The sequence below is a fragment of the Paraburkholderia sp. PGU19 genome (genome assembly GCF_013426915.1).
In the GTDB taxonomy this organism is placed as follows: Bacteria; Pseudomonadota; Gammaproteobacteria; order Burkholderiales; family Burkholderiaceae; genus Paraburkholderia.
In genome coordinates this window covers 2,111,436-2,129,641 of record NZ_AP023180.1, presented here as the reverse complement: position 1 = coordinate 2,129,641, position 18,206 = coordinate 2,111,436, and the positions used below count along the sequence as shown (strand labels likewise).

General features: G+C 64.7%; 16 protein-coding genes. 7 read left to right on the top strand and 9 right to left on the bottom strand.

Features of this window, described 5'->3' with window-relative positions; translation table 11 throughout:
- The first annotated feature begins 360 nt into the window (after positions 1–360).
- On the top strand, positions 361–1,341 hold the full coding sequence (gene egtD, locus H1204_RS27180) for an L-histidine N(alpha)-methyltransferase (protein ID WP_042304377.1): 981 nt from the start codon (positions 361–363) through the stop codon (positions 1,339–1,341).
- An 80-nt stretch (positions 1,342–1,421) separates the two neighbouring features.
- Here the strand turns inward: egtD and H1204_RS27175 are convergent, their stop codons facing one another.
- The gene (locus H1204_RS27175) at positions 1,422–1,718 is read right to left on the bottom strand and encodes an acylphosphatase (protein WP_180723014.1); all 297 of its coding nucleotides are present in this window, start codon (positions 1,716–1,718) and stop codon (positions 1,422–1,424) included.
- 190 nt (positions 1,719–1,908) lie between these two features.
- Here H1204_RS27175 and hpnA point away from each other — a divergent pair, with 190 nt between their 5' ends.
- A complete protein-coding gene (gene hpnA, locus H1204_RS27170; RefSeq protein ID WP_180731584.1) occupies positions 1,909–2,919 on the top strand; it encodes a hopanoid-associated sugar epimerase in 1,011 nt (336 codons plus the stop codon).
- Between the two features lie 142 nt (positions 2,920–3,061).
- On the top strand, positions 3,062–3,592 hold the full coding sequence (locus H1204_RS27165; RefSeq protein ID WP_180731583.1) for a hypothetical protein: 531 nt from the start codon (positions 3,062–3,064) through the stop codon (positions 3,590–3,592).
- Between the two features lie 43 nt (positions 3,593–3,635).
- Here H1204_RS27165 and H1204_RS27160 read toward each other — a convergent pair whose 3' ends face one another.
- Positions 3,636–4,307, bottom strand: coding sequence for a lytic transglycosylase domain-containing protein (locus H1204_RS27160; RefSeq protein ID WP_180731582.1), 672 nt, complete (start codon positions 4,305–4,307; stop codon positions 3,636–3,638).
- Positions 4,304–5,482, bottom strand: coding sequence for a glycosyltransferase (locus H1204_RS27155; RefSeq protein ID WP_180731581.1), 1,179 nt, complete (start codon positions 5,480–5,482; stop codon positions 4,304–4,306). The genes H1204_RS27160 and H1204_RS27155 overlap by 4 nt, the downstream gene beginning before the upstream one ends.
- 482 nt (positions 5,483–5,964) lie before the next feature.
- Here H1204_RS27155 and ispH point away from each other — a divergent pair, with 482 nt between their 5' ends.
- On the top strand, positions 5,965–6,909 hold the full coding sequence (gene ispH / locus H1204_RS27150) for a 4-hydroxy-3-methylbut-2-enyl diphosphate reductase (RefSeq protein WP_042304381.1): 945 nt from the start codon (positions 5,965–5,967) through the stop codon (positions 6,907–6,909).
- 10 nt (positions 6,910–6,919) lie between these two features.
- Complete coding sequence (hpnH, locus tag H1204_RS27145; protein WP_180731580.1) at positions 6,920–8,077, top strand: adenosyl-hopene transferase HpnH; 1,158 nt, start codon at positions 6,920–6,922, stop codon at positions 8,075–8,077.
- Positions 8,078–8,179: 102 nt separating this feature from the next.
- On the opposite strand, the gene H1204_RS27140 is transcribed toward hpnH, so the two are convergent.
- On the bottom strand, positions 8,180–8,785 hold the full coding sequence (locus H1204_RS27140) for an ABC transporter substrate-binding protein (protein WP_180731579.1): 606 nt from the start codon (positions 8,783–8,785) through the stop codon (positions 8,180–8,182).
- A gap of 191 nt (positions 8,786–8,976) precedes the next feature.
- Between H1204_RS27140 and H1204_RS27135 the strand changes: the two genes are divergently transcribed.
- Positions 8,977–11,589 (top strand): MMPL family transporter, encoded by a 2,613-nt coding sequence (locus H1204_RS27135; RefSeq protein ID WP_180731578.1) that lies wholly within the window; start codon positions 8,977–8,979, stop codon positions 11,587–11,589.
- 10 nt (positions 11,590–11,599) lie between these two features.
- Positions 11,600–12,544 carry a VacJ family lipoprotein gene (locus H1204_RS27130; RefSeq protein ID WP_180731577.1) on the top strand — a complete coding sequence of 315 codons (945 nt, stop codon included), beginning with the start codon at positions 11,600–11,602 and terminating at the stop codon, positions 12,542–12,544.
- A gap of 128 nt (positions 12,545–12,672) precedes the next feature.
- On the opposite strand, the gene H1204_RS27125 is transcribed toward H1204_RS27130, so the two are convergent.
- The 5 genes from H1204_RS27125 to hpnD all read right to left on the bottom strand — a co-directional run bounded on the left by H1204_RS27125 (position 12,673) and on the right by hpnD (position 18,178).
- Positions 12,673–13,155, bottom strand: coding sequence for a hotdog domain-containing protein (locus tag H1204_RS27125; RefSeq protein ID WP_180731576.1), 483 nt, complete (start codon positions 13,153–13,155; stop codon positions 12,673–12,675).
- 145 nt (positions 13,156–13,300) lie between these two features.
- Positions 13,301–14,014, bottom strand: a complete 714-nt coding sequence (locus H1204_RS27120; RefSeq protein ID WP_180731575.1) for a phosphorylase — start codon at positions 14,012–14,014, stop codon at positions 13,301–13,303.
- On the bottom strand, positions 14,014–16,047 hold the full coding sequence (shc, locus tag H1204_RS27115) for a squalene--hopene cyclase (RefSeq protein WP_180731574.1): 2,034 nt from the start codon (positions 16,045–16,047) through the stop codon (positions 14,014–14,016). The genes H1204_RS27120 and shc overlap by 1 nt, the downstream gene beginning before the upstream one ends.
- Positions 16,044–17,330, bottom strand: a complete 1,287-nt coding sequence (hpnE, locus tag H1204_RS27110; RefSeq protein ID WP_180731573.1) for a hydroxysqualene dehydroxylase HpnE — start codon at positions 17,328–17,330, stop codon at positions 16,044–16,046. Before hpnE ends, shc begins: the two co-directional genes overlap by 4 nt.
- A complete protein-coding gene (gene hpnD / locus H1204_RS27105) occupies positions 17,330–18,178 on the bottom strand; it encodes a presqualene diphosphate synthase HpnD (RefSeq protein ID WP_180731572.1) in 849 nt (282 codons plus the stop codon). The genes hpnE and hpnD overlap by 1 nt, the downstream gene beginning before the upstream one ends.
- Between the last annotated feature and the right edge of the window lie 28 nt (positions 18,179–18,206).

Below are 18,206 nucleotides of genomic sequence, written 5' to 3'. Positions count from 1 at the left end.
TTCTAGCGGTAGTGCGAGGACGGTCCGTCTTTTTCCGCCACATTGCGTCCGTGCATATTCACGTCCGATGCACTATAAAAACTAGTTTCATATCCACGCCGCATGCCGCCGGCGATTCATCGGCGGAAACACGAGCCTGCCGTTTTAGCCTGCTTCTTGCTTCCGTGTTCCGTTCATGCCGCGCCCGCGCGGCTTTCAATTCGCTGCCGCGCGATCAGGCGCCAGAAAGCACAGAAGTGCAGACACGCGCCCGTCATCGAACGCGCTCACGCTTGAACGCTTGCCGGTCCACTCACTCCAACGCATTCGCTCTTCCGCAGTCCGCAAGTCATCACTGGAACGAGACAACACGGAGCCAACATGACTCAGCCAGCCGTATCGCAACATCTATCGCACGACGTATCGCCGGAGTTCGCCGCCGCCGTTCGCGCTGGCCTCAGCAAACAGCCTCAGAAGGAATTGCCGTCCAAGTATCTTTACGACGAGGTGGGTTCGGCGCTGTTCGAAGTGATCACCGCGCTGCCCGAATACGGCGTCACGCGTGCCGAAGAACGTCTGCTCGCCGAGCACGCGGGCGATATCGTCGCGCACTTGCCTCACGACGCGATCGTCGCGGAACTGGGCAGCGGCAGCGGCCGCAAAACGCGCCGCATCCTCGAAGCACTCTGTAAAAAGCGCCCCACTACTTACAGCCCGATTGAAATTTCGCGCACCGCATTGCAATTGTGTCGCCGTGAACTGGGCGATATCGAACGCATTTCGATCGTCGGCTATGAGCGCGACTATCTCGCGGGGCTTGCCGAGGTGAGCAAGCGCCGTGCGAAAGACGAGCCGCTGCTCGTGCTGTTTCTCGGCAGCACGATCGGCAATTTCGGGCGGCTCGCGGCCACGCGTTTTCTGCGCGACATCCGCAACATGCTCGCGCCCGGCGACGCGCTGCTGCTCGGCACCGACCTCGAAAAGCCGGTGCCCGTGCTGATCGCCGCGTACGACGATCCCATCGGCGTGACGGCCGCGTTTAATCTGAATCTGCTCGCGCGAATCAACCGCGAACTGGACGGCGATTTTCCGCTCGATGCGTTCGAACACGTCGCGCGCTTCAATCCGGATGTGCGCAGCATCGAAATGCATCTGCGAGCGAAGCGGCGCGTAAGCGCGCAGGTGCGCGCGGCGAGGCTGACTGTCGAGCTACAGGAAGGCGAGACGATCTGGACGGAGAGCAGCCACAAGTATCGTCCGGAAGAACTGCATGCGATCGCCGACGATGCGGGCTTCACGTGCAGTCATCAATGGATCGAGCGCGATTGGGGCTTTGCGGAAAGCCTGCTGGTGGCGCGCTGATGGGCGTTGCGTGATGTTGAGGTGAGCAACGGGAAGCGCGCGAGGCTCACGCCCGCGCGCTTTTTTACAAGCGGCTTGTGTCAGTGCTGTTCGAAGCGCTCGAAACGTTTGTCGTTGGCGCGCTCTTCGTGCGTGACTTCCGTCACGCGCGCCATCGGCGGGCCGTGACGCAGCCATGACAGCATCCGGTCGAGCTGGTTCGCCGGACCTTGCAACATCGCTTCGACAGAACCGTCTTCCAGATTCGCCACCCATCCCCGGATACCCAGCGCATGCGCCTGGCGCACCGTCGCGTGACGAAAGCCAACGCCCTGCACCATGCCGCGCACCCGCACGTAATACGTTTCGATCCGCGAATCGAGATCCGTGCCGGACATGCTCTTTCCTCCTTTATGCCGTTCATGCGTTTACGCGGGCATTCTAGTCGCGCCGCGCGCGCTTTGCTCGCGCACGTCTCGCCACGCGAAGCCCGCGAGCGCGGCGCACGCGATCGGCAGCACGTACAATCCGACCTCTGCAAACCTTCAACCATGCGCCCGTAGGCAGCAATCAGGAACACGGCAAGCAATGACCGATCAGACTCGCGATCTCGTACTCGTCACCGGCGCATCCGGTTTCGTCGGCTCGGCCGTCGCGCGCATCGCGCAGCAAAAGGGCTTCGCGGTGCGCGTGCTGGTGCGTCCGACCAGCCCGCGCCGCAACGTCGAATCGCTCGATGCTGAGATCGCGGTCGGCGACATGCGCGACGAGGCGTCGATGCGCGCCGCGCTGCGCGGCGTGCGCTATCTGCTGCACGTCGCGGCCGATTACCGCTTGTGGGCGCCGGACCCGCTGGAGATCGAGCGCTCGAATCTGGAAGGCACGGAAGCGACAATGCGCGCCGCGCTGAAGGAAGGCGTCGAGCGCATCGTCTACACGAGCAGCGTGGCGACGCTGAAGGTGACGGGCTCGGGCGCGTCGGTCGATGAAACGTCGCCGATGACGCCGCAGCAGGCGATCGGCGTGTACAAGCGCAGCAAGGTGCTGGCGGAACGCGCCGTCGAGCGGATGATCGCGAACGACGGCCTGCCCGCCGTGATCGTCAATCCGTCGACACCCATCGGCCCGCGCGACGTGAAGCCCACGCCGACGGGCCGCATCATCGTCGAAGCGGCGCTCGGCAAGATTCCCGCGTTCGTCGATACGGGGCTGAACCTGGTGCATGTCGACGACGTCGCGACGGGCCACTTCCTCGCGCTCGAACGCGGCAAGATCGGCGAGCGCTACATTCTCGGCGGCGAGAATCTGCCGCTGCAACAGATGCTCGCGGATATCGCCGGGATCGTCGGACGCAAGGCGCCGACCATCGCGCTGCCGCGCTGGCCGCTGTATCCGCTCGCGATGGGCGCGGAAGCCGTCGCGAAGTTCACGAAGCGCGAACCGTTCGTCACCGTCGACGGGCTGAAGATGTCGAAGAACAAGATGTACTTCACGTCGGCGAAAGCGGAGCGCGAGCTTGGCTACAGCGCGCGGCCATACCGCGAAGGTCTGCGCGACGCGCTCGAGTGGTTTCGCGAGGCGGGCTATCTGAAAGCGTGAGGTCTGGGCATACAGTGGCGAACGCAATGGATCGCGCCTCGTGCGTGACCCGCACACGCTTTGTTACAACTCGCAACGCCGGCACGAAGGCTACCGCCAGCGTGCAGAAGGTAAAATCGCGGGTCTTACCAGAGAACTACGCATGAATCTTAAGGAACAGATTGGCGCACTCGAAATGGGCGTCGATCAGCTCATCCAGGTTGTCACGGCTTCGCGCGAGGCGCAGGCCGCGACCTCGACCGATCAGCATGTGAACGGCGCAGAGGCGGCCGCGCAAGAAACGGCCGCCGAGGATACGGTGGTCGAAGCAGCGCCCGTCGAACCGCAAGCGCAGGAAGCGGCGCAAGAAAAGCCGACGTTGCATATCGAGCGCCCGAGCCAGAACGAGATCACGATGACCATCGGCGGCAAATCGGTCACGCTGCATCCGCTGCAACTGGGTCAGTTGATCGAGGAACTGTCGAACGCGCGCGCGTCGATGCAGCCCGAAGTCCCGCCGAACCTGCCCGCTGGCTGGCGTTTCGTATCGACGAAGAACCCGGCCATGGCAGTGCAGAAGCAATCGAACGGCGACCGTCTGCTCGTGATGCGCCATACGGGACATGGCTGGGTGCCGTTCCAGTTCTCGCCCGAGACGGTCATTCAGATGTACATGATGCTGACGCAGAAGTGATGCGCGACGGCGCTGGCCGTCGGCACCGTGTATTGCTCGCCATTCAGTGCGACAGCGGCAGCAACGAATTGAGCAGACTGCTCGCGCGCTGCGAGACGCTCGGGCTGCTCGCAGCTTCTTCGATGGGACTTACGTAGACCACGGGCCCGATGCAGAGCGATGTGTAGCGCGCATCGCATCCGCCGTCGCGCGACGGCAGCGGCTGGTCCGCGCCCGATGCCGCGCTGGCCTCCGCCTCCACGACTTCCGCGAACGTCTTCACGCGGCCGTTGACCTTCTCCGCATACGCCTGCGACCCACCATAGCTCTTCAACGCGGCATTCAGGTCGCCGCCTGCCGATTTCATGTAGCCGTACAGAATCGCGGAGCCGACCTCGATATTGGTCTCCGGATCGGTCAGATCCTTCACGTCTTTCAGCATGCGCTTGTGCGCGCCGGGCACCACCTGCATCAGCCCTGTCGCGCCGTTGCCGCCTTTGGCCTTTTCCTTGAAGCGCGATTCGATCGAGATGATCGCGAGAATCAGCGCGGGCGGCAGCGCGTACTTCTCGGAGGCCGTGCGCACCGCGTTCGAAATCTGCTCGGCCTTCTCCTTCGCGAGGCCGAACTTCTGGCGCAGATAGTCTGACATGCGGTCCTGGCGGGTCTGATCGTCGGCCAGTGCGCCTTGCATCAAGCCGAGCGCGACGACGATCAGGCAGACAAGCCGCTTCATTGATTCGTCCCGGCGGGCGCCTGCACGCGCGCCTTCCACTGGCCGCCCTTGCCGCGCCAGTAGCGCACGGCCGAGCCAAATGTGGCGCTGACATAGAACAGCGCGATAAGCGGCAGGAACGGCGCCCACAGCGGCGAGCGCTGGTAGTAGCGCAGCATCGGCGCGTAGGCGCAGCACATCGCGGCCCATGCGAGCCACGCAGGCCAGCCTTTCGCCCCGAGCACAATGGCAACGACGGGCGGCGCGAGATAGATGATCGTCATGCCGAGCAGCGTGCCCGCCAGCAGCCACGCCGAATAGCGCAGCTGCGTGAACGCGGTGCGCGCGATCATGTTCCAGATTTCGCGCCAGCTGTCGTAAGGACGCAGCGAAACGCTGCGGGCCGCCACGTCGAGGCGGATCGGGTGACGCCCTTCGCCGCGATGCTTGATGCGCGCGGCGAGGCTGCAATCGTCGATCAGCTCGGCGCGGATCGATTCGATGCCGCCCGCTTCTTCCAGCGCCGTGCGGCGCACCAGCATGCAGCCGCCCGCCGCGCCCGCTGTGCGGTTGCGCGGGTTGTTGACCCACGCGAACGGATACAGCTTCGCGAAGAAGAACACGAAGGCGGGAATCAGCGCCTTTTCCCAGAACGAGTCGCAGCGCAGGCGGACCATCAGCGAGACGAGGTCGCGCTTTTCGGCGTCGGCGCGCATCACGAGTTGCGTGAGCGCGTCGGACGGATGGCCGATGTCGGCGTCGGTGAGCAGCAGGTATTCCGGCGTGTAACCGACCGAGCGCGCCGCCTCGATACCCTGCGACTGCGCCCAGACCTTGCCCGACCAGCCCGCTGGCAGCGGCTTCGCGCTGATTACCGTGAGCCGGTCCGGGCACCGCAGCGCGAGCGCGGCGGCGCGGGCGGCGGCGGCGGTGCCGTCGGTGCTGTGGTCGTCGACGACGATCACGTGAAACTCGCCCGGATAGTCCTGCTCGAGCAGCGACGTCACGGCCCGCGCGATCACGTCCGCTTCATTGCGCGCCGGGACCACGGCGGCGACGCCCGGCCATGCGTCGCGCGTCTCGGGCGCGAGCGGCAGGGCGGGTTGCGCGCGCCAGAAGCCGCCGCGCGCGAACAGCAGCACACACCAGATCAACAGCGACAGACACGCTAACAGAAACAGAACCGCCGCAATCATGCATTGCCCTCTATGAAAGCCGCGCGCTTTGCGTCTCCAAGGCGCGGCGACGGACGCGGCGCGCCAGCAACACTTGCGACGCTGCGCCAATCGTGGAAATCGAGCACTAGCCGGCCATCGAATATGTGATAGACCGCGTTTTCGATACGTTCAAGAATGCGCCGCCGTCGAAAGACGCCGCAGAAAATTCAACTGATGCAGGCCGGAAACCGCAGGCGATGCGTCGGCGCAACAAAGCTCGATAGTTTAAGGGTTCCCGTCAACAGGCGCAGCGAGTCATTTTTGCCACGCCAGGCGCCGCCCAAACGCCACAGTGCGGGACGTCTGAAAAGCAAACAGACAGCGATAGCGTTAGAATGCGCGTTTGGTCTCGAGTATCGACTTCCGTCGGATTTAAGACATCAACTAATATACAGACGCGGCGAACAGGTCGTTTTTACCGATCTGCCCGGAATCCCGCGTCAGTCGGAGTTCGGCAGCCTATGCGAGTGATCCTTGCCCAACCCCGCGGCTTTTGCGCGGGAGTCGTGAGGGCGATCGAAATTGTCGATCGCGCTTTGCAGCAACATGGCGCACCTGTGTACGTGCGTCATGAAATCGTCCACAACAGGCACGTGGTCGATAACCTTCGCCGTAAAGGCGCGCGCTTCGTCGAGGAACTCGATGAAGTGCCGCAGGGCGCAGTTGCCATTTTCAGTGCCCACGGTGTTGCGCAAAGCGTCGAACGCGACGCGGAGCAGCGCGGCCTCGACGTGCTCGATGCCACCTGCCCGCTGGTGACGAAGGTTCATGTGCAAGGCCGTCAGTACGTGGGCGGGGGCCGCACGCTGATCCTGATCGGGCACGCGGGCCATCCGGAAGTTGAAGGCACGATCGGCCAGATTCCTGGCAAGGTGCTGCTCGTGCAAAGCGAAGCGGAAGTCGCGAAGCTGGAACTGCCTGTCGACACGCCGCTCGCCTATGTCACGCAGACCACGCTGTCGGTGGACGACACGCGCGGCATCATCGACGCGCTGAAGCGCCGGTTCCCCGACATCGTCGGTCCGGATACGCGCGACATCTGCTACGCGACGCAAAACCGCCAGGCGGCCGTGCGCGAGCTCAGCACGCAAGTCGACGTGCTGCTGGTGGTGGGTGCAACGAACAGCTCGAACTCGAATCGCCTGCGCGAGATCGGCAGCGAAACGGGCGTACCGAGCTTTCTGGTCGCCGACGGTTCCGAAGTGAAGCCGGAGTGGTTCGCCAACGTGAAAACGGTCGGCATCACGGCGGGCGCTTCGGCACCGGAAGAAATGGTCGAGAACGTAATCGATGCGCTACGCGCACTGGGCCCCGTCGACGTTACGACGATGGCGGGACGTGAAGAAAAAGTTGAATTCAAGTTGCCGTCGAAGCTGACGCAACAACTCGCTGCACGCGAAGTTTAAGGAGGACAATTTGTCTATTCCGATGCTACAAAAAGTCCGGGTTGGCGCCTACATCATGCGCAACCACCTCAAGGGCAACCGACGCTACCCGCTCGCGCTGATGCTCGAGCCGCTGTTCCGCTGTAACCTGGCCTGCAACGGCTGCGGCAAGATCGATTATCCCGATCCCATCCTCAACCAGCGTCTGTCGCTGGCGGAATGCCTCGAAGCCGTCGACGAGTGCGGCGCGCCCGTGGTCTCGATTGCGGGCGGCGAGCCGCTGCTGCACAAGGAAATGCCGCAGATCGTCAAGGGCATCATGGCGCGCAAGAAGTTCGTGTACCTGTGCACGAACGCGCTGCTGATGGAAAAGAAGATGGACGATTACGAGCCGAACCCGTACTTCGTCTGGTCGGTACACCTCGACGGCGACCGCGAAGCGCACGATCACTCGGTCTCGCAGGAAGGCGTGTACGACAAGGCCGTCGCAGCCATCAAGGAAGCCAAGCGCCGCGGCTTCCGCGTGAACATCAACTGCACGCTGTTCAACGATGCCGTGCCCGAGCGCGTGGCGAAGTTCTTCGACACGGTCGGCGAGATTGGTGTGGACGGCATCACGGTGTCGCCCGGCTATGCGTATGAGCGTGCCCCGGACCAGCAGCACTTCCTGAACCGCGACAAGACCAAAAACCTGTTCCGCGAGATCTTCAAGCGCGGCAACAACGGCAAGAAGTGGTCGTTCAGCCAGTCGAGCCTGTTTCTCGACTTCCTGGCCGGCAATCAGAGCTACGAATGCACGCCGTGGGGCAACCCGGCGCGCACGGTGTTCGGCTGGCAGAAGCCGTGCTATCTGGTCGGCGAAGGTTACGTGAAGACCTTCAAGGAACTGATGGAAACCACCGAATGGGACAAGTACGGCACCGGCAAGTATGAGAAATGCGCGGACTGCATGGTCCACTGCGGCTTCGAAGCGACGGCCGTGATGGACACGGTCGCGCATCCGCTGAAGGCGCTGAAGGTCAGCCTGAAGGGTGCGCGCACGACGGGCGCGTTCGTCAAGGACATCCCGCTCGACAAGGCGCGTCCCGCCGAGTACGTGTTCTCGCGCCACGTCGAAATCAAGCTCGAAGAGATCAAGGTCAAGGGCACGGGCAAGAAGGTGCAGACGTCGGCAGCCGCGTTGAATTAAGACGCATCAAAGCCGCATGAAAAAGAGCGCAACGGTTTAGCCGTCGCGCTCTTTTGTTTTGCGGACCGCAACCGGGAAAACGGCGCTGCGCGGCGTTGACGATCAGCCGGCGCTGCGCGCGTTGTGCTCGGTGAGGAACTTGATCAAACCGTCCACGCCGCCCTTGTTCAGTTGATCCTGGAACTGCGTCTGATACACCTGGATCAGCCACGCGCCCATCATGTTGATGTCGTAAATCTTCCAGCCGTTCGCCGTTTTTTCCAGGCGATAGTCGATTGAGTCGTCGCCACCGTTGCTCAGCACGTGCGACTGGACGACAGTGTCTTTCGCGTCGGCGGATGCCGTGGACGGCGCGAACTTGAACTTCACGTCCTGATCGCGCAGTTGCGACAGCGATGCCGCATACGTGCCGACGAGCAGCTTCGAGAATTGCTCATACAGTTGTTTTTGCTGCTCCGGCGTGGCCGTGGACCAAGCCTTGCCGACGGCGATGCGCGTCGTGCGCTGGAAGTTCGTGGCGGGCACGAAGTTCGTCTCGACCACCTGCGTGATCTTCTTCATGTCGCCGCCGCGCGCCTGCGGGTCGGCCTTCATCGCATTGACGGTGCCTTCGACCGCGCTCTTCACGATCGCATCAGGCGCGCTTTGTGCGAAAGCCGCGGTGGAGACCACGGCGGCTGCCAGAAAAGCAGAGAGATAACGTTTCATACGCTCATCGGGACAGTTAGGAATGAACTCGCGCGGGACCGGCCGCATCTGGCGCGATTACGGGCCAGTATACCGACTTAAGACTTTGACGGGCTGCACAGGGTTCACTAAGGCGACCGTGCGGCGGCAGCGTCGGTATACTTGTGCCCTTTACCAATAACGCCAATCGTGACAAGGCCCCGCTCGCGTACATGCTGAAGTCATCTATCGTTCGCCTCGTTGTCTGGTCGGTGCGCCGTCCGCTGCAGGTCATCGGGCTGTCGCTCGTGCTCGCCGTGCTGAGCGCCATTTACGTCGTTCATCACTTCAAGATCAATACCGACATCAGTCGTCTCGTCGAGAACGATGCGAAATGGGCGGCGCTCGAACAGCAAATCGACAAGGCCTTCCCCGATCGCGGGCAGACCTTGCTGGTCGTCGTCGAGGCCGGCGCGCCCGAATACGCGGATGCCGCCGCGAACACGCTCGCCACCGAGCTGCAAAAGAACACGAAGGAATTCAGTTCCGTCATGCAGCCGGGCAGCGGGCCGTTCTTCGAAAAGGAAGGCTTGCTGTTCCCGTCGCTCGCCGACGTGCAATCCACCACCTCGCAACTGGTCAAGGCGCGCCCGCTCATCAACTCGCTCGCGCATGATCCGAGTCTGACGGGCCTCGCCGGCACGCTGAACACGACGCTGCTGCTACCGCTGCAGATCGGCCAGGTCAAGCTCGGCGACATGAGCAACCTGCTGTCGCGCAGTGCGACCGTGATCGATCACGTGCTGGCCAACGAGCCCGCCGTCTTCTCGTGGCGCGCGCTCGTCGACAAGGATGCCGCCAAGGTGCCCGCGCGCGCGTTCATCGTCGTGCAGCCGAAGCTGGACTATGCGGCGCTGCAGGCGGGCGCACGGGCGTCGGAAGAAGTTCGCAAGACGGCGGAATCGCTCGATCTCAACTCGCAATATGGCGCCCGCATCCGTCTGACGGGCGAGCAGCCGCTCGCGGACGATGAATTCGCCTCCGTGCAGGACGGCGCGGAGATCAACGGCATCGTCACGTTCTTCGTCGTGCTCGGCATCCTGTGGCTCGCGCTGCGCTCGGGACGCCTGATCGTCGCGGTGTTCATCACGCTGTTCGTCGGCCTCGTGATCACGGCGGCGCTCGGTCTGATGCTGGTCGATGCACTGAACATGATTTCCGTCGCGTTCATGGTGCTGTTCGTCGGGCTTGGCGTCGACTTCGGTGTGCAGTTCGGCGTGAAGTACCGCGAAGAACGCAATCGCGACGACCGGCTCGCCGCCGCGCTGATCCATACGGCTTACAGCATCGGCGTGCCGTTGACGCTCGCCGCCGTGGCCGTCGCCGAGAGCTTCTTCTCATTCCTGCCGACCGCCTATCGCGGCGTCTCGGAACTGGGCAAGATCGCCGGCGTCGGCATGTTCGTCGCGTATCTGACCAACATGACGCTACTGCCCGCGCTGATCAAGGTCTTCAATCCGCCGGGCGAAGCCGAATCGCCGGGTTTCACGTTCCTCGCGCCCGTCGACGACTTCCTCGACCGCAACCGCACGCCTGTGCTGATCGCGACGGCGGTGCTGATCATCGGCGCGTCGCCGTTGCTGCTGCATCTGCGCTTCGACTTCAATCCGCTGCATCTGAAGGACCCGAACACGGAGTCGATGGCGACGCTGATCTCGCTGAACGACGCGCCCGAAGCGGCCGTCAACAACGTGCGGGCGCTGGCGCCTTCGCTGGCGGATGCGGACAAGATCGCAGCGCGTCTGTCGAAGCTGCCGGAAGTGGGCCGTACGACGACCCTTACCACGTTCATTCCCGCCGACCAGCCGCAAAAGCTCGCGCTGATTGACGCCGCGGCGCAGCAACTGCTGCCCGCGCTGACGCAGACGCCCGCGCCGCCTGCCACCGACGCCGTCCGCGTCGCCGCGCTGAAGCGTACGTCGGCCCAGCTGTCGCTCGCCGCCGACGACCACCCCGGCCCCGGTGCCGCGGAAGCCAAACACTTGTCGGAAACGCTGGCCAAGCTAGCGAACGCGGACGTCTCGACGCGCGACCGCGCCGAGCGCGCGATGTCGGTACCGCTGAAGATTTCGCTGAAGCAGCTGGAAACCTTGCTGCAACCGTCGGAAATCACCCGCGAAAACGTGCCGAAGGACATCGCCGACAGCTGGGTGTCGAAAACAGGCCAGGCGCTCGTCGAGATTTCGCCCAAAGTGCCGCCCGGCACCGATCCCGGCGACGACGTGATGCTGCGCAACTTCGCGCGAGCCGTGAAGGCGGCGGAACCGGGCGCGATCGGCGGGCCGATTTCGATCCTCCATTCGGCGAACGTGATCATCAAGTCGTTCGTGCAAGCGGGCGCGTGGGCCATCCTGTCGATCAGCGCCCTGCTCTGGCTCACGCTGCGCCGTTTCGGCGACGTGCTGCGCACGCTCGTGCCGTTGCTGGTGTCGGCCGTCGTCACGCTGGAGTTGTGCGTCGTCTTCAACATGCCGCTTAATTTCGCGAATATCATCGCCTTGCCACTGATGCTCGGCGTGGGCGTCGCGTTCAAGATCTACTTCGTGATGGCCTGGCGCAGAGGGCAAACGGGCTTGCTGCAATCCAGCCTCACGCATGCCGTGCTGTTCAGTGCGGCGACCACCGCTACGGCGTTCGGCAGCCTGTGGTTGTCGCACCATCCGGGCACGTCGAGCATGGGGCGCCTGCTGGCGTTGTCCCTTCTATGCACGCTGATTGGCGCTGTGGTATTTCAACCGGTATTGATGGGCAAACCGCGCGTTCGACGCGCATCGAAGAAACAATAAGGATAGCCGCATGAAGATGCGTACAGCCGCGCTGGCATTGGCCGCCGCGAGTCTTGCAACGGGGTGTGCAACGGGACCCGACCGGAAGCCCGGGGATCCGCTCGAGCCGATGAACCGCGCGATTTTCAGCTTCAATGACGCAATCGACCGCACGGTCGCCGTGCCGATTGCGAAGGGCTATCAGAAGGTCACGCCGCAGCCGTTGCGTCAGGCAATCAGCAACTTCTTCTCGAACCTCGGCGATCTCGACAACTTCGCCAACAGCCTGCTTCAACTGCACATCAAGGACGCTACCGAAAGCCTGATGCGTTTCGCGATGAACTCGACGTTCGGTATCGGCGGCCTGATCGACTTCGCGACGCCCGCCGGCCTGCCGAAGCACAAGGAGGACTTCGGTCTGACGCTCGGTCGCTGGGGTGTGCCGTCGGGTCCTTATCTGGTGCTGCCGCTGTTCGGTCCTAGCTCGTTCCGCGACGGCATTGGCTATCTGGTCGATTTCCGCGCCAATCCGATCACTTACATGGGCTGGGAGTACAAGTATCCGCTGTTCTTCGTACAGTTCGTCAGCGTGCGTTCGGATCTGCTCGGCGCGACGACGTTGCTGGAACAGGCGGCCCTCGACAAATACTCGTTCGTTCGCGACGCCTATACGCAGCAACGCAAATCGTTGCTGCGCGGCGCGAACGCGCCGGCTTCGGCGTTGCCGGACTACGGCGACGAGGACGATTCGGGCGCGCAGGCGCCTTCGGGTGCATCGGGCACGGCGCCGACCACCGTGCCGGGCGCAGCGCCGCTTGCTGTGCCGAACGCCGAACCGGGGCAAGCCGCGCCGGCCGATGGCGCGTCGGGTGCGGGCGGTGCAAAGGCCCCGAAGACCAACGACGACAGCGTGCCGAAGTATGAAGATCCGGGCGAAGGCGCAGCACCGTCGCCCGCCAAGCCCGCTTCGCAGTGACGCCGTTCGCGCGGCCTTGCGGCACGCGCGAAACACCAGAAACAAAAAAGCCCCGGCTGGTCGTGAGACCAGCCGGGGCTTTTCTTTCAGCAGCCGGGCGCACCGCCGACTCCGCCGCCGATTTGTTCTTAGTGCGCTGCGTCCGCTTCCTGATCCGCGTCTTCCGTGCTGTCCGAAACCAGCATGGCCGGCTGCTGCTGCATGGCACGCAGACTCTCGCTGTAACGCTCGAACGCTTCATCCGAATAACGGATCTTCGTGCGGCCGTGCGGCGCCGGATTGCCGTTCGCGTCCAGATTCACGAACACCATCTTTTCGACGGTCAGAATGCTCTTGCGCGTGATCTTGTTGCGCACTTCCGCGCGCAGCGTGATCGACGTCGTGCCGAAGTGCGTTGCCGTCATGCCCAGTTCGATGATGTCGCCCTGACGCGCCGAGCTGACGAAGTTGATCTCCGACATGAACTTGGTCACGACGCGCTGGTTGTCGAGCTGGCAGATTGCGTAGATGGCGGCTTCTTCATCGATCCAGCGCAGCAGGCTGCCGCCGAACAGCGTACCGTTGGGGTTCAGGTCTTCGGGCTTGACCCATTTGCGTGTGTGGAAATTCATTGCGGTCCCTCTTTGGAAATAGCGCGGCCGCGCTTTTCCGCGCGACCTAGGGTTAACACCTAGCACTATAACAGAGATAAGGGTTTTCCCTAGGCCTTCAAGACCAACACACTATTTCGCTATCCGCATTGCCGGCGCGCCGGGCCTAAATGGAGAGGAGCGCGCCCGAGCGCTCCAGTATCTGGCGGGCAGCGACGAGGGAAGCGCGGGCCGCGCGGGCGTCGGCGGCGACTTGCAGCAGTCCGCCGAGTTGGGATGGCTGGCGCGCCAGTTCGCGAAGGATGGGACCGATGGCGGTCGTGCCATCGTCGCGCAGACCCGCCGTCGCGGCAGACGGCAGCGTGCGCCACGCGGGATCGACGATCGCCCGGCAAACGACGAACGGCAGGCCGTTCGCCTCGGCGATCGCGCCCGCAAGGTGAGATTCCATATCGACGGCGAGCGCACCTGTCGAGGCGTGCAGCGCGGCCTTGTCGGCGGCGCCGACCAGCGGCGCGGTCACGCCCGCAATCGGCCCGCGCCGCAGCTTCGACGCCAGCGGCGCCGCGCCGAGCGCGGTGGCGATGCGTCCCGCCCAGCGCAGATCGGTCTCGACGACGCCGAGTGGGCTATGCACGCTGCTCGCAACGATCAAGGTCCCGGGCGCGAGATCGGGCGCCAGCCCGCCTGCCGTCCCGAAGCTGATGATGCCCGCGCAACCGCGCGCGATCGCCTCGTTCAACGCGCGCTCGAGCAGATCGGCGCGCGCCGCGTACACCGCTTCGACGCCTTTGCCACGCGCGATGCGCGCTTCGAACGCCATGCCCGTCACGGCGATGACGGGCAGCTTTGCGTTCATCAGATCAGGCCGGGCCGCCATCACAGGCCGAAGGCGACGCGCTTCTGGCCCGCGCGCGTCAGATTGCGGTAGCGCGCGAGCGCCCACAGCGGGAAGAACTTGCGATAACCGTGGTAGCGCAGATAGAACACGCGCGGGAAACCCGTTGCCGAGAAGCGCGTTTCGTCCCACAGGCCGTGATCGCGCTGCTCGTTCTGCAGATATTCGATGCCGCGCGCGACGGCGGGATGATCGACATAACCGACCGCCATCAGCCCGAGGAGCGCCCATGCCGTCTGCGACGGAATGCTCGCCGCCTTTTCGTAGCCGCGATAGTCGAGCTTGTAGCTGGTGCCGTCTTCGCCCCAGCCGCCGTCTGCGTTCTGGATCGACACGAGCCACTGCGCGGCGCGCTGGATGCGCGCGTCGTCATGAGAGATGCCCGCCGCGTTCAGCGCGCACAGCGCCGTCCACGTGCCGTAGATGTAGTTCATGCCCCAGCGGCCGTACCAGCTGCCGTCGTCTTCCTGCTCTTTCAGCAGATAGTCGTAGGCGCGGCGCGCCGGCTCGCTCGTCGCGGGCATTTCGCCGAGTTGCGCGAGCATCGACAGGCAGCGGCCGGACACGTCGGCCGTCGGCGGATCGAGCAAGGCGCCGTGATCGGAGAACGGGATGTTGTTCAGGTAGTACTGCGTGTTTTCCGGCTCGAACGCGCCCCAGCCGCCGTCGCTGCTCTGCATGCCGACCACCCATTCGCGCGCGCGCGCAATCGCGTTCGCATCGACATCCGATTGCGTCAGCGCCGCCGAGCGGTGCATGGCCAGCGCGACAACCGCCGTATCGTCGACGTCGGGGTAATGCGCGTTGTTGTACTGGAACGCCCAGCCGCCCGGACGCACGTTCGGGCGGCGCGAAATCCAGTCGCCGCGCACGTCGAGAATCTGCAACGGACGCAGCCATGCGAGGCCGCGTTCGGCGGCTTCCTCGGCGCGCGTGTCGCCCGTTTCGAGCAGCGCGTGCGCCGCCAGCGACGTGTCCCAGACAGGCGACAGGCACGGCTGGCAATACGCTTCGTCTTCGTGGATGACGAGCAGCTTGTCGATCGACTGGCGGGCGATCGCGCGCGTCGGGTGATCGGCGGGATAGCCGAGCACGTCGTACATCATCACGGAGTTGGCCATCGCCGGGAAAATCGCGCCGAGACCGTCTTCACCGTTCAGGCGTTCATCGACGAAATCGACGGCCGCCTTGATCGCGCGCTCGCGCGAGCGCTTCGGGAACAGGCCGTCCGTCACGCGCAGCACGCCGTCGACGGCGCGGAAGAACGCGAACCAGCTCTTGCTCTGGTGGCCCGAGCGCGGCAACAGGCCCGTCGTGACGGGCGCGCCGCGGAACAGCTCGTCGATGCGCACGCCGCACGGATTGCGCGCCACCGGCCGCTTCGCGTTCAGCACCAGCAGCGGCACGATCACCGTGCGCGCCCAGTACGACACCTTCGACAGATGGAACGGGAACCACTTGGGCAGCAGCATGATTTCGACGGGCATCATCGGCACCGCGTACCACGTCACCACGCCGAACAGTGCGAGCAGGATGCGCGTGAACACGTTCGCCGCTTCCGCGCCGCCGTGCGCCAGAATGCACTCGCGCGCGCGCACCATGTGTTCGGCGTCGACAGAATCGCCGATCATCTTCAGCGCGAAGTACGCCTTCACGCTCGCGCTGACGTCCATCGCGCCGTCGGTGAAAAGCGGCCAGCCGCCGTCGGCCAGCTGGATGCGGCGCAGGTATCGCGCGATCTTCTGTTCCAGCTCGACGTTGGGCGTTTCGCCCAGGTAGTGGACGAGCAGCACGTATTCGGCAGGAATCGTCGCGTCGGCTTCGAGCTCGTAGACCCAGTGGCCATCGTCCTTTTGGGCGGCGAGGATGGCGTCCGTCGCGCGCGTGACGGCGGCGTCGAGCGCGTCGACGGGCGCGGCGCCTGTCGCCAGCGCGGCGGCCACGGGCGCGTGGTCGTCGATCAGCGTTTGAGGCAGTGCGTCGCCCAGCGTCTGGGTCATGGATAAATCGTTCATCGGCGTTCCATCGGTTCGTTCAATAGCGTATCCGCGGCCTTCTGGCCGGAGCGAATCGCGCCTTCGATGCCCGGCGGCAGACCGGTTGCCGTCCAGTCGCCCGCGAGCATCAGGTTGTTCCAGCGAGTGCGCGTGGCCGGGCGGCGCATCTCGTCGTCGGGTTGCGCGGCAAAGGTTGCCTGCGGCTCGACGCTCAGTTGCCACTTCAGTGGCAGATCGGCCGACAAGCCCGTCACTTGCGCGACGTCGGCCCACAGCTTGCGCGCGAGTTCGTCGCGCGGCATGTCGGCGAGGTTCACCGTACGGTTCGCCGCGTCGTAGACCGTCACCGACAGGCGTCCGTCCGACGCCACCAGCCAGTTCGCGCTCGCGTTGACGAGGCCCATCAGCGGCGGATGGGCGAGCGGCGGCTCGACCGCGAAATTCGCCGTCACGACGGCCGAAAAGCGGCGCGGCGCCTGCACGCCGGGCACCAGCGCCTGCGCGACATCCGGCGTCACGGCCAGCACGACGGCTTCGCTCGCGCCGATTTCGTCGCGTTCCCCGCCGTCCAGACGCAGCGCGGCAACGCGGCGGTCCGGGCTATCGGCAAACTCCAGCGCGTCGATCCGCGCGCCTAGCCGGATCGCCGCGCCACCATGCTGCAACAGCCGCAGCGCCGGTTCGACGAACGCCGACCCCAGACCGTTGCGCGCGATGAGCGGCCGGCTGGAAGGCCCGCCTGCCGCGAGCGTGTCGCGCAACACCGCGCCCGCCAGTTCGGCCGTCGCCTGACGCGGCTCGATGTTGGCCATAGCCAGCAGGAGCGGATGCAGCATGCGGTCCCACAACGGGCCGTTGCTGCGCATGGACTGTGCGACGGTGCGGCCGGGCTTCGCCAGCAGCAGTGGCACGATGGACAGGTAATCCGTCCATTGTGTGTCCGGCACGCGTGCGCCGGCCTCGAAAATCCACGCCGGAAACCGTCCCGGCGACATGCGCACGGTCCAGCGCCGGTTCGTCGCCAGATCGACGAACGGGTATTCGGGCTGCGTCGGCCCGACGAGTTCGTCGGCGGAACCGATCGCGCGCACATAGTTCAACGTGGCCTGCTGGCCGGACAGCACCAGATGATTGCCGCTGTCCACCGTCGCAGCCAGCGTGCGGTCGTAGTACGTGCGGCAGCGGCCGCCCGCCTGTTCGGCCGCCTCGTACAGCACGACCTGCGCGCCACGCCGTTGCAGCTGCACGGCGGCGGCAAGGCCGGCCAGTCCAGCGCCGATCACGTGAACCAGCTTTCGCATCAAAAGACCGCGTAGCGCGCCACGATGGCCAGCATCCGCAGTTTCGGCTTGCTGACTTTCGTGCGCGGAATGTCGAAGCCGCGTTCCAGCGTACGTTCGAGCAGCAGACGATAGACGCCCGACATGATGCGCGGCGCCTTGACCTGCGCGCGCGGCTGCGCATCCATGATCGCGTCGGCGGCGGCGAAGTGCTGCTTCGCGCGCTCCGCGAGCGTCGCGCAAACGCGCGGCAGCGACGGATCGTCGGCGATCGTGAGCGGATTCGTCGCCGCGATGCCTTCGCGCGCCAGCAGCTCGTACGGCAGATAGCAGCGGTTGATCTCCGCGTCTTCGTCGATGTCGCGCAGGATGTTCGTCAGTTGCAGCGCGCGGCCCAGATGATGCGACAGCTCGATGCCCGGCTGCTCCTCCATCCCGAATATCCTCACCGATAGCCGGCCTGCTGCGCTCGCGACACGGTCGCAGTACAGGTCGAGCGTGGCTTCGTCGGGCGCGCAGATGTCGGCGGCGGCATCCATCGCCATGCCATCGATCATCGCGTGGAAGTCTTCGCGCTGCAGATGAAACGTGTGGATGTGCCGGGTCAGCTCGAGCAGCGACGCGCGCGGCGAGCCGGCGTAGCACGCGTCGATGTCCGCCCGCCAGCGCTCGAGGCCCGCGTCGCGCTCGGCGCGCGGCAGGTCGCTGTCGGCGATGTCGTCGACGGCGCGGCAGAAAGCGTAGACCTGGTACATCGCATCGCGCTGCGCAGGCGGCAAGATGCGCATCGCGAGATAAAACGAGCTGCCTGAACTGGCGGCAGCTGCGTCAGTTTGTGTGTCGTCCACGACGAGATTGGAAACGGCCAAGACGATCTCCGCTGAGACACCCCCGAAA